This is a genomic window from Cohnella sp. LGH, assembly GCF_017671885.1.
Classification (GTDB): domain Bacteria; phylum Bacillota; class Bacilli; order Paenibacillales; family Paenibacillaceae; genus Cohnella; species Cohnella phaseoli.
In genome coordinates this window covers 4,312,004-4,327,001 of the sequence record NZ_CP072117.1, presented here as the reverse complement: position 1 = coordinate 4,327,001, position 14,998 = coordinate 4,312,004, and the positions used below count along the sequence as shown (strand labels likewise).

The 14,998-nt window shown below is 54.8% G+C and carries 12 protein-coding genes and 1 other annotated feature; of the genes, 11 read left to right on the top strand and 1 reads right to left on the bottom strand.

The window, feature by feature from the left end:
• The first annotated feature begins 51 nt into the window (after positions 1–51).
• From J4772_RS18700 to J4772_RS18665, 8 genes are all read left to right on the top strand, one after another.
• Entirely contained in the window at positions 52–987 is a 936-nt protein-coding gene (locus tag J4772_RS18700; protein WP_209076617.1) for an ABC transporter permease, read from the top strand.
• Positions 988–989: 2 nt separating this feature from the next.
• On the top strand, positions 990–1,928 hold the full coding sequence (locus J4772_RS18695) for an ABC transporter permease (RefSeq protein WP_371822876.1): 939 nt from the start codon (positions 990–992) through the stop codon (positions 1,926–1,928).
• A gap of 32 nt (positions 1,929–1,960) precedes the next feature.
• On the top strand, positions 1,961–2,998 hold the full coding sequence (locus J4772_RS18690) for an ABC transporter ATP-binding protein (protein WP_116060461.1): 1,038 nt from the start codon (positions 1,961–1,963) through the stop codon (positions 2,996–2,998).
• Positions 2,995–3,951, top strand: a complete 957-nt coding sequence (locus J4772_RS18685; protein ID WP_116060462.1) for an ABC transporter ATP-binding protein — start codon at positions 2,995–2,997, stop codon at positions 3,949–3,951. Before J4772_RS18690 ends, J4772_RS18685 begins: the two co-directional genes overlap by 4 nt.
• Before the next feature lie 191 nt (positions 3,952–4,142).
• A complete protein-coding gene (locus tag J4772_RS18680) occupies positions 4,143–7,034 on the top strand; it encodes an S-layer homology domain-containing protein (protein WP_209076612.1) in 2,892 nt (963 codons plus the stop codon).
• Between the two features lie 66 nt (positions 7,035–7,100).
• Positions 7,101–7,332, top strand: a binding site (T-box leader).
• 79 nt (positions 7,333–7,411) lie between these two features.
• A complete protein-coding gene (tyrS, locus tag J4772_RS18675) occupies positions 7,412–8,686 on the top strand; it encodes a tyrosine--tRNA ligase (RefSeq protein WP_209076610.1) in 1,275 nt (424 codons plus the stop codon).
• Between the two features lie 385 nt (positions 8,687–9,071).
• Positions 9,072–9,419, top strand: coding sequence for an ArsR/SmtB family transcription factor (locus J4772_RS18670; protein ID WP_116060466.1), 348 nt, complete (start codon positions 9,072–9,074; stop codon positions 9,417–9,419).
• Positions 9,420–9,438: 19 nt separating this feature from the next.
• Positions 9,439–9,957: an SRPBCC domain-containing protein gene (locus tag J4772_RS18665; protein WP_116060467.1), complete on the top strand. Its 519-nt coding sequence runs from the start codon at positions 9,439–9,441 to the stop codon at positions 9,955–9,957.
• A 100-nt stretch (positions 9,958–10,057) separates the two neighbouring features.
• On the opposite strand, the gene J4772_RS18660 is transcribed toward J4772_RS18665, so the two are convergent.
• Positions 10,058–11,263 (bottom strand): MFS transporter, encoded by a 1,206-nt coding sequence (locus J4772_RS18660; RefSeq protein ID WP_209076609.1) that lies wholly within the window; start codon positions 11,261–11,263, stop codon positions 10,058–10,060.
• Between the two features lie 187 nt (positions 11,264–11,450).
• On the opposite strand from J4772_RS18660, the gene hemE reads away from it, so the two are divergent.
• Genes hemE through hemG form a run of 3 tightly spaced genes read left to right on the top strand, consistent with a single transcriptional unit; the run spans position 11,451 to position 14,903 of the window.
• The gene (gene hemE / locus J4772_RS18655; protein WP_209076608.1) at positions 11,451–12,506 is read left to right on the top strand and encodes a uroporphyrinogen decarboxylase; all 1,056 of its coding nucleotides are present in this window, start codon (positions 11,451–11,453) and stop codon (positions 12,504–12,506) included.
• On the top strand, positions 12,503–13,453 hold the full coding sequence (gene hemH, locus J4772_RS18650) for a ferrochelatase (protein WP_209076606.1): 951 nt from the start codon (positions 12,503–12,505) through the stop codon (positions 13,451–13,453). The genes hemE and hemH overlap by 4 nt, the downstream gene beginning before the upstream one ends.
• Positions 13,443–14,903 carry a protoporphyrinogen oxidase gene (hemG, locus tag J4772_RS18645; protein WP_209076604.1) on the top strand — a complete coding sequence of 487 codons (1,461 nt, stop codon included), beginning with the start codon at positions 13,443–13,445 and terminating at the stop codon, positions 14,901–14,903. Before hemH ends, hemG begins: the two co-directional genes overlap by 11 nt.
• Positions 14,904–14,998 lie beyond the last annotated feature (95 nt).

Sequence of the window (14,998 nt, the reverse complement as noted above, 5' to 3'; positions counted from 1 at the left end):
ATATACCCTTTCGGTTGCATAATAAAGGGAGAACGGGCGGGTGAAGAAAGCTTGATTCGTTATATCGCGAAAAAAATCGTGTTTATGCTACTGTCGTTGTATTTCCTGGTCACGGCCACGTTCGTTCTAATGAATGCCGTGCCAGGAAGTCCGCTGAAGGCGGAAAAAGCAACCAGCGCGACCATCCAGAAAAACTTGGAAGCGTATTACGGCTTGGACAAGCCGCTAATCGTCCAATATGGCGTTTATTTGAAAAATCTCGTTCAGGGCGACCTGGGCATTTCTATGAAGAAGAAGTTTCAAGCAGTAGACAAAATCATTAAAGAATCTTTTCCGTATTCGCTTAAGCTTGGTTTAGTATCTGTAGTTACATCCGTTGTGGCTGGATGCGTGCTTGGCATTCTTGCCGCGATGTATCATCGAAAATTTCTCGATAATCTATCCATGGTTATCGCTACGATCGGCTTAGCCATACCGAGTTTGGTTATGGCGCCGCTCTTGCAATACGTCTTCGCTGTGAAAATTAGGGTGTTCGAGGTGGCCGGGCTTAACGGACCGCTCGATTACGTGCTGCCGACGATTGCATTATCGGCCTCTTCGATCGCCTTTATCGCCAGGTTGATTCGTTCAACCATGATAGAAGTGTTAAACGCCGACTTTATTAAGACGGCGAAGGCCAAAGGCTTGGCCGGACATCTGATTGTGTGGCGCCATGCGCTGCGCAACTCGATGCTTCCGGTTGTCACCTTCCTTGGCTTCCTGATGGCAAGCGTCATTACCGGCTCCGTCGTCATCGAGCAAATTTTCGCAATTCCCGGACTGGGCAAATTTTTCGTGCAAAGCGTCTCGAATCGGGACTATCCGCTCATTATGGGAATCACGATTTTTTATGCCGTCATTTTGATGGTCAGCAGACTGTTGGCGGATATTGCCTACGCGCTGGTCGATCCGCGCATTAGAATGTCCGGCGCTAAGGGGGCGAAATAGCTTTGCTACAGAAAGATTCCAAGACGAATGCTCTTCGACCGGACATGTTCCAACCGCTTGATCGCGATTCCCGGACATCCGAGAAAATCGAGCGTAAAAGACTGACAGCCTGGCAGGATATTCGCATGAGGCTGTACAGCAATAAGCTGGCGATGACCGGTTTCTGGATTACGGTTGCTGTTATCGTTTTCGCCTTATTCGCGCCGCTTCTATATCCGTATGATCATTTCACCAACGATTTGAGCAAGACAAACTTGCCTCCGAGCTTGGAACACTGGTTCGGTACGGACGATCTTGGCCGCGATTTGTTCGAAAGGACGTGGAAGGGCGCGCAAATTTCGTTGTTCGTCGGCGTTATGGCCGCATTAATCGACTTGATTATCGGGATCATCTACGGCGGCATCATGGGGTATTACGGCGGCAAAGTCGATGAGATCATGAACCGCTTCGCGGAAATTCTGTATGCCATTCCTTACCTGCTCGTCGTTATTTTGCTGCTAGTGGTTATGGAGCCGAGCTTAACTACGATTATCGTGGCGATGTCGATTACCGGCTGGATTAACATGGCGTGGATCGTGCGCGGGCAGATCATGCAATTGAAAAACCAGGAATACGCGCTCGCGTCCAAAGCGCTTGGCGCAGGCGCGATGCGGATCATTTTCCGTCATTTGATTCCGAACGCGATGGGACCGATTCTCGTAACGATGACGTTGACCGTTCCAAGCGCGATTTTTACGGAGGCTTTTCTAAGCTTCCTCGGCCTTGGCGTTCAGTCGCCGGTCGCTTCCTGGGGAACGATGATCAACGACGGGGTCAAGTCGATGACGCTGTATCCGTGGCGGTTGTTCTTCCCGGCATTTTTCCTTAGCTTGACGATGTTTGCTTTTAACGTATTCGGAGACGGAGTGCGGGACGCGTTCGATCCGAAGCTGAAAAAATAGACGAGAGATGCGGAAAGGAGGTCGAGGCCTTCATGAAATCTACACAAGCTGCGAAAAAAAAATTACTGGACGTTCAAAATTTGAGCGTTTCGTTTGATGTATACGCCGGTGAGGTGCAAGCCATACGGGACGTCAGCTTTCAAATCGAGGAAGGCGAAGCGGTAGCCATCGTAGGCGAATCCGGCTCGGGCAAGAGCGTTACCGCCCAGACGATTATGCGCTTGATCCAGATGCCGCCAGGAAGAATCAAGAACGGTAAAGTGCTGCTTGACGGTCAGGATTTGTTAGCCCTTTCCGAGAAAGAGATGCAGAAGGTTCGGGGCAACAAAATCGGCATGATTTTTCAGGACCCGATGACATCGTTGAATCCGACGATGACGGTCGGCAAGCAGATTATGGAAGGCTTGCTGCAGCATCAGAAGCTGAGCGCCAATGAGGCGAAAGAACGGGTGATCGAGCTGCTGCGCTTGGTCGGCATTCCGAATCCCGAAACCCGGCTGAAGCAATATCCGCACCAATTTTCCGGCGGCATGCGTCAGCGGGTCGTTATCGCCATTGCGCTGGCCTGCAATCCGTCTCTGCTTATCGCCGACGAACCGACGACGGCTCTCGACGTAACTATTCAAGCGCAGATTTTGAATTTAATGAAGGAACTGCAGCAGAAAATGAACACGTCGATCATTCTGATCACTCATGACCTGGGGATCGTTGCGGATATTTGCGATCGCGTTATCGTCATGTATGCAGGACAAGTGGTGGAGACGGGGACGAAGCGGGAAATATTCAACAATCCGCAGCACCCGTATACGAAAGGGCTGCTGAAATCTTTGCCTCGCCTCGATCAGGCGAAGGACGAGCCGCTGATTCCGATCTTCGGAACTCCTCCGGATTTGATCAAGCCGCCGCAAGGCTGCGGCTTCTGCGACCGCTGCGACGAAGCGATGCGCGTCTGCGAAACCGAGGTTCCGGATTATACAATCCTCAGCGATACGCAATCGGTTCGCTGCTGGCTGCAGCATCCTTATGCGAAACAGGCGGGCTCGTCCGGCAGCAAGGAGGCTAGCGTATGAGCAAGGCGTTTATCGAGATTGAAGGCTTGAAAAAGTATTTCGATCTGGGCAATCATCGTATTCTAAAAGCCGTTAACGACGTCAGCTTCTCGATCCAGAAGGGTGAGACGCTAGGCCTCGTCGGCGAATCGGGCTGCGGCAAATCGACCGCAGGACGTACGATCATTCGACTGTACGAGCCGACGGCCGGCAGTATTTCCATCGACGGTACGGATGTTGCGAAGCTGTCGAAATCCAAATTAAAAGCCTATCGCAGTAAAATGCAGATGGTCTTTCAGGATCCGTACGCTTCCTTGAATCCGAGAATGACCGTTCTGGACATTGTCGGCGAAGCGCTCGATATTCACGGTCTTGCAGGCAGTAAGGTGGAGAGAAAGCGTCGGGTTGAGGAATTGCTGGAGATGGTCGGTCTGAATGCCGAGCATGCTTCGCGTTACCCGCACGAATTTTCCGGCGGCCAGCGGCAGCGGATCGGCATTACCCGGGCGCTTGCGGTCAATCCGCAATTTATGATCTGCGACGAGCCGATCTCCGCGCTTGACGTTTCCATCCAAGCGCAGATCATCAACCTGTTGATCGACCTGCAGAAGAAGATGGGGTTGACCTATCTGTTCATCGCGCACGATCTGTCAATGGTCAAATATATGAGCGACCGCGTCGCCGTTATGTATTTGGGCAAAATCGTCGAGATGGCGCGAAGCGAAGACCTGTACTCCAACCCGCAGCATCCTTATACAAGGGCGCTGTTGTCGGCGATTCCGGTTCCGGACCCGGACGTGGAGGAGAACAAGGAGCGCATCGTCCTGAAAGGCGACCTGCCGAGTCCCGTCAGCCCGCCGAGCGGCTGTCCGTTCCGGACGCGTTGTCCTCTGGCGACGGAGAAGTGCGCGGCGGAGGTTCCGCTGTTCCGCGAGACGCGTCCAAACCATTACGCGGCTTGCCATTACGCATAAGAATGAAGACGAAGCGCCAGTTGGCACTTCGTCTTTTTTTGCGAATCAGTAGATGAATGGAAAATTGTGCAGGGAGGGAGCTATCCTTCCCTATTTGGTAGGGGCACTCTTGTTGATTATTTGTTGAGGGTCAACCTTTATAATGAACTCGTTACGACTATTGAGAGAAAGAAATTAGGAGGAATGACAACTTGTTTAAGCTGCTCAGGAAAAGCTTGTCCATCATCATGGCGTTAAGCGTCTTTTTATCTTTATGCTCCGTCGCCGCGGCGGCATCGGATAGAATCAAGTTCAAGCTGAAAGAGAGGGCAGAAGGTAGGCCGGGCTATACGATCAGCGTTCCCGTAGAAGTAGAAGTTCCGATCGATGGACTCATTTACGATTACGAAGTTTTTTTAAGCTCGGATGTGCCAGTAACGGACGCGTATTGGGGACAATGGAATAACGAAGGGACTCGGATCGAGCTTTCCGTTAGGATTGCGGACGAAGCTCCTTCCGGAGATTATCAGGTGGACTTTGATCGAAGTAAAATGTGGGTGAAAAAAGGAACTACAAGCGAAAACACGGCACTGACTACGGAGTATGATACTGTGAGCGGCGTGATTTCCGTGACGAAGCAAATATCCGTCGGTCAGGCAAGCGGAAGTGCGGGCGGCTACGTGGAGCTTCCGATATCCACCAACTCGACCACGCCGATTAGTGCTTATGGGGCAACGCTTCCTTACAATCGCGACGTTTTCGAGGTCGTGGACGTGACGGCAGCCGGGAGAGGAACGCTGTCTTATGAAGAAGTCGAAGATGAAGGATTAGTCGTAAGTTGGAACAACGACGGCGATTCCTCCGTGCTCATGACGAATGGACCGTTGTTCAAGGTGAAATTCAAAATCAAGGGCGATGCTTCGGTAGGATTTGAAATGCTGAGTATGCACAGTATCAATGTTCTGGACGCTTCTGGAGAAGGGATGTACGTGGACTCGCGAATGGGACATATAGAAGTGACCGAGAATGAGGCGCCGACAGCCGGCAACGTGAACGTATCGGGCACGCCGCATATCGGGGCAACGCTACAGGGCGATTATACATTCGATGATGCAGAGTCCGATGCGGAAGGCGTATCGACTTTCAAGTGGTATCGGGCAAATGACGCAGCCGGCGCGGCAGAGGCTATAATCGCTGGCGCAGACACGAAAGAGTATGTCCTCCAGCAGGAAGACAAAGACAAGTATATTCGTTTTGAGGTGACTCCGATCGCCGTCTCGGGAACGTTGGCCGGAACCTCGAAGACGAGCGTGTGGACGGGACCGATTGGGGTTCCGACCTACCAGGTTCTCTACGAAGCCAATGGTGCGACGCAGGGCGACGTCCCCGCGGATTCGAGCGCATACGTAACAGGACAAGAGGCGACGGTGCTGGGCAACACGGGCCACCTGGCGAAGGCGGGACATACTTTCGGCGGCTGGACGACGGATGAAGCCAATCTTGAAGCCGTCTATGCGGCGGGCGACTTGCTTCCGATCGAGTCGACGAATCGTACGCTTTATGCCAAGTGGGATTTGAATCGTTACCAGGTGAACTTTAATACGAATGGAGGCAGCGCGGTGCCAAGCGTCGAGGCGGACTACGATACCTTGATTGCCGAGCCGCAAAGACCGAGCCGTTCCGGTTATTCCTTTAGTGGCTGGTATAAGGAGGCGACGCTGACGGACAAGTGGACGTTTGCCTCCGACAAGGTGGTTGCCGACACAACCTTGTATGCCGGATGGTCGCAAAACTCCCAAGGAGGCGGAGGAGGCGCCCCTGCGCCGGCAGGACCGGCGGCCTCTGAACAAGGTCTGGACGTGCTCGTCAACGGCAAGGGGGAAAGCGCGGCCAAAGCGGATACGAAGACGGAAAACGGGCTTAAAAAGACGGTGGTTACCGTAGACGGAGCAAAGCTGGAAAGCAAGCTAAACGAAGAAAAAGCGGGAGGCACGCTCACGGTTCCGGTCGCGGTGCAATCGGATTCCGTGGAGGTAGAATTCGAAGCCGGCACGATGAAGGCGCTGCAACAGAAACAGATGGTCATCGTACTGCAGACGCCGGGCGGAACGTATTCGCTGCCGGCATCGCAAATCGATCTTCAAGCTGTGAGCGGCTTGTTTGGCTCCAATGTTTCTCCCGAGGGCATCAAGGTGCGGCTGAAGATAGCCAAACCTTCCGAGAGTCAGGGGAAAACCGTACAGGGGGCCATCGCCCAAAAAGGGCTGACGCTGGTCGGCGAAGCGCTTGAATTTACGGTAGAAGCTGCGTACGGAGAGCGCAGCATAGAGATTGCGTCATTCTCTTCCTATGTCGAGAGGTCCATCGTTCTGCCTAGCGGCACGGGTCCGAATCGGATCACGACGGGCGTGACGATAGATCCGGACGGAACGGTACGTCACGTACCGACAAAGGTCGTTCAAGAGAACGGACGTTATCAAGCGACTTTCAATAGTTTGACAAACAGCACGTACGCTGTCGTCTGGAATCCGGTCTCGTTCGCGGACGTAGCCCGCCATTGGGCGAAAGACGCGGTTAACGAGATGGGGGCGCGTCTCATCATCGACGGGATTGGGGATAATCAATTCAAGCCGGACCTGGCGGTATCGCGTGCAGAGTTTACGGCGATTGTCGTGCGGGCGCTAGGACTTAAGCAAGCGAAGGGTGCGGCCAGCTCCTACTCGGACGTGAGCGCTACGGCGTGGTTCAGCGGAGCGATTGAATCCGCTAAAGCTTTTAAGCTGGTTGGCGGATTCGAGGACGGCACGTTCCGTCCTGAGGAGAAGCTGACTCGCGAACAGGCGGTCGTCATTCTCGCCAACGCGATGGAGCTTACCGGACTGAACGATAAGCTGTCCGTCCCTACGGATCCGATGAAGCGACTTGGCTCCTTTACGGACGCCGGGCAAGTGTCGGAATGGGCGAGGAAGGCGATGGCCGCCGCCGTGGAAGCGGGGCTGGTGAACGGACAGAAGAATAACCTTATTGCCGCGCAAAGCCAGATAACGCGTGCCGAGGTGGCTTTGATCATCCAGCGGTTATTGGAAAAGTCGAACCTCATTTGAGGTCAAGCTTCATAAGCTTGACAATCGATTCGGGTTAGGATAAAGTGATTCAAATAAAAGCTATAAACGAAAGCGATGAAGGGAAGCAGTAGCCCTCGAATTTCGCGTTACAGAAAGCCGGCGGTCGATGCAAGCCGGTACGCGAGCGAATGGCGAATTACGTCCCGGAGCTTCCTGTCCCGAACCCGTGCCGGCGCGGAAGGGGCAAGACGGCTGCCTGCCGTTAACGGGCGAGAGGTGGAGCTGCGAATGAAGCGCATGCTCAAATAGGGTGGTACCGCGATGACTCGTCCCTGTCTTAACGACAGGGCGGGTCTTTTTTGATTTCGGGCGTCGCACCGTCCGCCGAACATATTATCTAAAGGAGAGACATCGAAATGACAAACCTGGATCAAAGCTTGCTCGATAATCTTGAATACAGAGGGCTGATCTACCAGTCGACCAATCGCGACGGTTTGCTGGAGAAGCTGAACAAGGAGCCTGTCGTGCTGTACTGCGGCTTCGATCCGACGGCGGACAGCCTGCATATCGGCCACCTGCTGCCGATTTTGATTCTTCGCCATTTCCAGCAAGCCGGCCATAAGCCGATTGCGTTGGTTGGCGGCGGCACGGGGATGATCGGCGACCCAAGCGGACGTTCGACGGAGCGCTCCTTGAACACGTCTGATACGGTAGCTTTGTGGACGGAGCGGCTGAAGGATCAGCTGTCCCGCTTCCTCGACTTCGAAGGAACGGACAATCCGGCCAAGCTGGTTAGCAACTACGATTGGTTAGGCCAGCTCGACTTGATCACGTTCCTGCGCGACATCGGTAAAAACTTCACCGTTAACTACATGCTGGCGAAGGATTCGGTCGATTCTCGTCTGGCCAACGGCATATCCTTTACCGAATTCAGCTACATGATTTTGCAATCGTACGACTTCTACAAGCTGCTGACGGATCACGGCTGCTCGCTGCAGATCGGCGGAAGCGACCAATGGGGCAACATTACGGCAGGTCTCGACCTGATCGGCAAAATGGGCGGGGGAGAAGCGTACGGCATGACGCTGCCGCTCGTGACGAAGAGCGACGGCAAGAAATTCGGCAAATCCGAATCCGGCGCCGTCTGGCTCGACCGGAACAAAACATCGGTATATGCCTTCTACCAGTTCTGGATCAACACGGATGACAACGACGTGATCAAATTCCTGAAATACTTCACGTTCCTGGGGCGCGAGCGGATCGCCGAGCTGGAGCAAGAGCTGACCGAGCGTCCGGAGCAGCGCGCTGCGCAGCGAGAGCTTGCTCGCGAAGTAACGAAGCTTGTTCACGGAGAGGATGCGGTCGTCAGTGCGGAGAAGATTACGCAGGCGCTATTCTCGGGCGACGTAACGCAGCTTAGCGAAGCGGAGCTGGTGGAGGCGCTGCAGGATATGCCGACGACGGTTGTCCAAGGCGACGAGGAGAAGCTGCTGCTCGACTTGTTGATCGAGACGAAGGCCGCACCTTCGAAACGTCAAGCGCGCGAGGACATCGAGAAAGGCGCGGTTTACTTGAACGGACAGCGCGAACAGGCGCTTGATTTCGTCCTGACGCGGGAGCACAGACTGCACGGCAAATACGCGGTTATTCGCAGAGGAAAGAAGAATTACTTCCTCGTTAAGTTCGAATAACGTACGACAACGATAGACGCGGGAGCTATCCCAAAAGCGCTTATAGTTGCTCTGAAAGATAATCCAGAATAAAGGCTTAAGGGGTATGTACCTTCTTCCGCTGCCATACGCTTCTGAAATCTGAATGGGGAAACCCGTTACAAGGTTTCAGGAGCGCACGAGGCAGTTTTTCGGAGGTGCGTACCCCTTACTTCGTCTATCGATCGTTTCCAGGAACTCTGATTTCGGGGCAGTTCCTTTTATTAAAAGCAGGCTCCTCCTCGATTTTTTAATATTCCTTTACAGGAATATTCCTTGTGTGGTATATTCAACTCAGAAGGAAAACGACACGGTGATGAAGGGGTTGAGGAGCCGCCGGACATTATCAATTAACGAGGTGAATGACATGTCAGGAAATTCTCCGGACATGGACACGACGATGTTGAGCGCTTTGGCCGAGCCGAATCGCAAGCGGATTGTCGAATTGCTGCGAGACGGTCCTCTGACCGTAGGGGAGATCGCCGATCGGCTGGAAATCCGCCAGCCTCAGGCATCGAAGCATTTGAAGGTTCTTAGCGAGAGCGGCATCGTGGACGTGCAGGCGGAAGCCAACCGTAGAATCTATAAGCTGCGGCCGGCGCCATTCCAAGCTTTGGATTCATGGCTGCAGTCGTTCCGCCGCATTATGGAGGAACGGTTCGACAAGCTGGATGACTATTTACGCGAATTGCAAAATAAAGAAAAAAACCAATGATTCCAAGGAGGAATTTGTAATGTCCGGAAACGCTATGATTTCGAGAGTAGAAAACGAAAAGGTGCTCGTCCTGGAACGCGTATTCGATGCGCCGCGCGAGCTGGTATTCGCCATGTTTAAGGAAGCCGATCATTTGAAGCATTGGTGGGGACCGAGAGGTTGGGAGATTCCGGTGTGCAAGGTCGATTTTCGTCCCGGCGGCGTGTGGCATTACTGTATGAAGTGCGTCGATCGGAACCAGGGCGATTTTTACGGAATGGAGTCTTGGGGCAAAGCTATCTATAAAGAAATGATTGAGCCGGAGAAAATTGTCTATACGGACTACTTCTCGGATGCTGAAGGCAACTCCAATGCCGAGATGCCGTCAACCGACGTCACATTGGAGTTCATCGATCTGGGCGACGGTAGGACGAAGCTGGTCAGCTCCGGCGAGTACGTGTCGGCAGAGACGCTCAAGACCGTTATGGATATGGGCATGCTGCAGGGCATCACCGAAACCTGGGACCGCTTGGCAGAGCGTCTCGAAGCAGTCAAGTAACAAAAATAAGGGAAGAGGGCGTCCCCTAGTCAGTGACTTTTGGGACACCCTCTTTTTCAATAAAAAAGCTTAAATAGTTTAAATGTCGGGCTTGTCCCCACTAACCATTCGCCCTTTGACGAGAGCGCAAAGCGCGCGTAGCCCAGATGCAAGTCAGGAACAGCAGCACGCCCGCAAGAATGAACAACCCCTCTATGCCGATCCAGCCGGACAGAGCGCCGCCGACGACCGGTCCCATCATATTGCCGAGGCTGAGCGCGCTCGTGTTGAAGCCGAACGCTCGGCTTTCCTTGCCATCCGGCGTATATTGGCGCACGAGCGCGTTGACGGTCGGAATCAAACCTCCCATAAAACAGCCTAGCAGGAAGCGGAAGACGAGCAGCATGCCGACGGAATCCGCGAACGCTTGCGGGATCGTCATCACGGCGGAGCCCGCCAAGCAAATCAGCAGGATTCGCGTCGCGCCGATTCGATCGCTAAGCTTGCCCAGCACAGGGGAACAAATCATGTTCGAGATGCCGGTTACGGAGCCGACGAAACCGGCGTAGAACGCCAGATTTTCCGAAGTGCCGTGCAGATGCTGTACGTAGAGAGGGATGAGCGGCATAGGGCTAAGCATGGCGAATTGAATCAGAAACGTGACTGTAAGGAGCACGGGAAGCTGGCGGATGACCATCAGATCCCGGAAGCCTTTCAAGACGCTGACCTGCTCTTTCATGGCGGCTGCGGCGCGATCGAATTTCTCGTGAACGAGCAGCCACGTAATGACGGATGCGAGAAATAATAAAGTTCCGGTTATGTAGAAGATTGGACGAAAACCGAAGTTATCCGCCATTAATCCTCCGATAAAAGGGCCGAGAATCGCCCCCGCAGTACCGCCGGATTGTAACGTGCCCATGGCGAATCCCATTCGCTCCTTCGGCGTTGAAGACGAGACGAGGGAGACGGCGGCCGGCATAAATCCCGAAATGACGCCGTTGAGCATTCGCAGGATGAGCAAATGCCAGGGGGCGGTCGCGAAGCCCATCAACAGCATTACGATCGACATGCCGAAGCCGGAGCGCAGCAGCATCATTTTACGGCCGTATTTTTCCGCCAGCTTGCCCCATAACGGTTGAAACAGGAAGGACGTCACGAAGTTCGCGGCAAAAATGATGCCCGCCCACACTCCGATCTCGTGCTCGTCAGTCAGACCCAAATCCTGCTGCAGGTAGAGCGACAGAAAAGGCATGATCATCGTCATACCGGCCATGACCAGGAAGTTGCCGACCATTAAGATGTAGAGATTGATTTTCCAACGCTGCATGGTTTAGACCTTCTTCGATGCTGACATAAGCATAGCCAGTATAACATAGTCCCGCACGCAGGCAAAAAGCCGCATTGTCAAACTATTGTCATACTCCATCCGGGAGTAAAGGTTGTTCACGCAGGATAAAAGGGGCATAATGAAAGCAATGAAAACCAAATTGGTACATAAATGAGGCTGGAAGCTTATGTTGAAAAACGACTTGTTCTTGCGAGCTTGCAAGAGGGAGGCGGTGGAACGCATCCCTGTATGGTACATGCGCCAGGCGGGACGCTATGATCCGGATTATCGTAAAATCAAGGAGAAGTTCTCGCTTCTGGAAATTTGCCGGCAGCCCGAGCTGGCTGCCGAAGTGACATTGATGCCGGTTCGCAAGCTTGGGGTCGATGCGGCGATTCTGTATTCGGACATTATGAATCCCGTCGCTTCGATCGGGATCGACTTCGATATCGTCAAGGATGTCGGCCCGGTCATCCATAATCCGGTGCGCAGCGCCGCCGACGTGGACAAGCTGAAGCCGATCGATGTGGAGGGCGATCTGTCCCACGTGCTGGAGACGATTCGCATTCTCGAGCGCGAGCTTGAGGTTCCGCTCATTTCTTTTGCCGGCGCACCGTTTACGCTGGCCAGCTATATCATAGAAGGCAGACCGACCAAATCGTATATTCGTACCAAAGCGATGATGTATGGCGATTCGCGAACCTGGCATCTGCTCATGGGCAAGCTGGCCGCGATGGCGGCAACCTATTTGCGCGCGCATATTGCGTCGGGGGCCAAGGCGGTGCAGCTATTCGACAGCTGGGTCGGCTCTTTGGCGCCGCACGATTTTAAGGAGTTTGTGCTGCCTCATATCGAAAGCATTTTCGCATCGCTGTCGGATTTGGATGTGCCTAAAATCTACTTCCCGGGCGTCAGCTCCGGCGAGCTGCTCCAACACTTGACCAACCTTCAGACGAACGTCATCGGACTCGACTGGCGGGTGCCGCTGTCAGAAGGTCGGCGCAGGCTCGGCGGACGGTTCGCGATTCAGGGCAATCTCGACCCTTACGTGCTTACCGCACCGTCCGAGGTCATTCACGAACATGCGCGCAGACTGCTTGACGAAGTCATGCACGAGCCGGGCTATATTTTCAACCTGGGACACGGGTTGTTCCCCGAGGCTTCGCTCGATAAGCTGAAAGAGTTGACGGACTTTATTCATAGCTACAGCGAACGGAAGCTGACAGAGGAGGCGCAAGCATGAGCGCGGACAAACGAACGATCGGCGTGCTGGTAATGTCCTATGGAACGCCCGAGAGCTTGGAAGGAATAGAAGCTTACTATACGCACATTCGCAGAGGTCATCCGCCGACGGCTGAGCAGCTGGAGGATTTGACTTCCCGTTATCGGACGATCGTGGGCGGAGTGTTCCCGCTGCGCGAAAATACGAACCGTCAGGCAGCGGCTCTGCAGCGCAAGCTGGACGAACTGGCCGGAGACGGAGCTTACGTGTGCTATCAGGGACTGAAGCATGCGGCGCCGTTCATTGAGGACGGCATCGCAGCGATGGCGGCGGACGGCATTCGCGAAGCGGTCGGTATCGTGCTGACGCCGCAATACTCGTCTATGAGCGTTGGCGGTTATTTGAAGCGGGCGCGCGAGGAAGCGGAGAAGCATGGCATTCGTTTCCGCGGAGTCGACGAGTACCATCTGCACCCGCAGCTGATCGAGGCGCTGAGCGAACGCGTGAACGAAGGTTTGGAGCAGCTTGGCGGCGAACGGGGAGAAGCGCTCGTGCTATTCAGCGCGCACAGCCTTCCGGCTAAAATTCTTGAGCTGAACGACCCTTATGCCGATCAGCTGTTGGCGACTTCGGCGGCCGTAGCCGCGAAGTCGGGCGTTGCCAATTGGCAGTTTACCTGGCAGAGCGCAGGTCAGACCGGGCAGCCCTGGCTTGGGCCGGATATTCTTGAGACACTCGAGAAGCTTGCGGCGGAAGGCGTCCGTTCCGTGCTCGTGACTCCAGTCGGATTCGTATCCGACCATCTAGAGGTGCTGTACGATATCGACATCGAAGCGAAGCAGCTCGCCGAAGAAAAAGGAATTCGCCTCGCGCGGATTCGCATGCTGAACGACGATCCGCAATATATGGCCGTATTGGCCGATTCGGTGATCGGCGCGGCGAACGGGGGAAACGGCAATGACGAATAAAAGTCGCCGGGTGGCGGTGCTGGGCGGCGGGATTACCGGCCTCAGCGCCGCTTTTTACTTGCTTAAGCTGGCCAAAGAGCGCGGAGAAGCGATTGAGTTGACGGTTCTGGAAGGCTCCGACCGACTTGGCGGACGAATCCATACGCTGCGCAGAGACGGATTCGTTATCGAGCGCGGCCCCGATTCCTTCCTCGCGCGCAAGCTGCCGATGATCCGGCTGGCCGAAGAGCTCGGCCTGATCGGAGAGTTGACGGGCACGAATCCGCAGGCGAAGAAGACGTATATCTCTCGGGAAGGCAAGCTGGTTTCGATGCCGCAGGGCTTAGTGATGGGCGTTCCGACGGATAGCGATAAATTCATGCAGACGGAGCTTGTGTCCGAGCAGGGCAAGCTGCGGGCTTTGCAGGAATCGGAGCTGCCGGCAGAGGCGAAAGCGGAAGACGATTCTGTCGGAGCGTTCCTTGAACGCAGGATGGGCAAGGAGATGGTCGAGCGAGTATTCGAGCCGCTATTGGCAGGCATTCATGCGGGCGACCTGTACAAGCTGGGGCTTGAAGCGACATTCCCGCAGTTCAAGCGGATGGTCGAGGAGTATGGCAGCCTGATCGCGGGCACCCGGGCGGCCCAGCAACATGCCGCCGCAGCTGCGAAGACGGGAGGGGGCGCGTCCGTTTCGTCGGCGGCTCCCGAGCTGCCGGCCAGCGTGTTCCTGACGTTCACGAACGGATTGTCGACAGTAATCGAAGCGCTCGAGCAGCGGGTCCGCGCGGAAGGCGGAAATATCCTTCTGGAAGCGAAGGTGCGGGAAATAGAGCCGATTGCCGAACCGAAGGAAGCGGCATATCGTTTGCATATGCTCGACGGTACGGTATGCGAAGCCGACCAAGTCGTCGTTACGCTGCCCGCCTATGTCGCTGCGGAGCTGCTTGCTCCGCATACGGACGTGTCCGCGCTGTCGGCGATTCGTTATGTCTCCGTGGCCAACGTTGTGCTCGGTTATGCAGCCGATGGGTTCGGACACGAGCTGGACGGTTCGGGCTTCCTCGTGCCGCGCGGAGAGAAGCGGCTTATTACCGCGAGCACGTGGACCTCGGCGAAATGGCGGCATACGGCACCGCAAGATAAGCGGCTAATTCGCTGCTATGTCGGACGGGCAAACGACGAGCAGGGCGTCGAACTGGACGACGAGGCGATGACCGCAGCGGTACGCGGAGATTTGCGCGATCTGATGGGGCTGGAGGCAGAGCCGGAATTCGTTGAAATTACGCGTCTGCGCCGCTCGATGCCGCAATATCCGGTCGGACATGTCGGGGCTATCGCCGATTTTCGCGCCGAGCTTGCGCAGAAGCTGCCTGGCTTATTCGCCACTGGCGCGGCGTTCGAGGCCGTAGGCCTGCCGGACTGCGTCGCTCAAGGAAAGCAGGCCGCCGAAGCTTTGCTGGCCAACTGACCGTATAGAGGCTGCTTCAATGGTCCAATTTGGATTACTAAGCTAATTGGGATGCGGACTTGGCTTCGCTCGTTCAATGCGACAACACCAAAAAC

Coding starts and splice junctions, on each gene's coding strand:
- J4772_RS18690 (WP_116060461.1), top strand. CDS start 1,961: ATGAAATCTACACAAGCTGCGAAAAAAAAATTACTGGACGTTCAAAAT.
- J4772_RS18660 (WP_209076609.1), bottom strand. CDS start 11,263: ATGCAGCGTTGGAAAATCAATCTCTACATCTTAATGGTCGGCAACTTC.
- J4772_RS18670 (WP_116060466.1), top strand. CDS start 9,072: ATGTCAGGAAATTCTCCGGACATGGACACGACGATGTTGAGCGCTTTG.
- J4772_RS18665 (WP_116060467.1), top strand. CDS start 9,439: ATGTCCGGAAACGCTATGATTTCGAGAGTAGAAAACGAAAAGGTGCTC.
- hemE (WP_209076608.1), top strand. CDS start 11,451: ATGTTGAAAAACGACTTGTTCTTGCGAGCTTGCAAGAGGGAGGCGGTG.
- J4772_RS18685 (WP_116060462.1), top strand. CDS start 2,995: ATGAGCAAGGCGTTTATCGAGATTGAAGGCTTGAAAAAGTATTTCGAT.
- hemG (WP_209076604.1), top strand. CDS start 13,443: ATGACGAATAAAAGTCGCCGGGTGGCGGTGCTGGGCGGCGGGATTACC.
- hemH (WP_209076606.1), top strand. CDS start 12,503: ATGAGCGCGGACAAACGAACGATCGGCGTGCTGGTAATGTCCTATGGA.
- tyrS (WP_209076610.1), top strand. CDS start 7,412: ATGACAAACCTGGATCAAAGCTTGCTCGATAATCTTGAATACAGAGGG.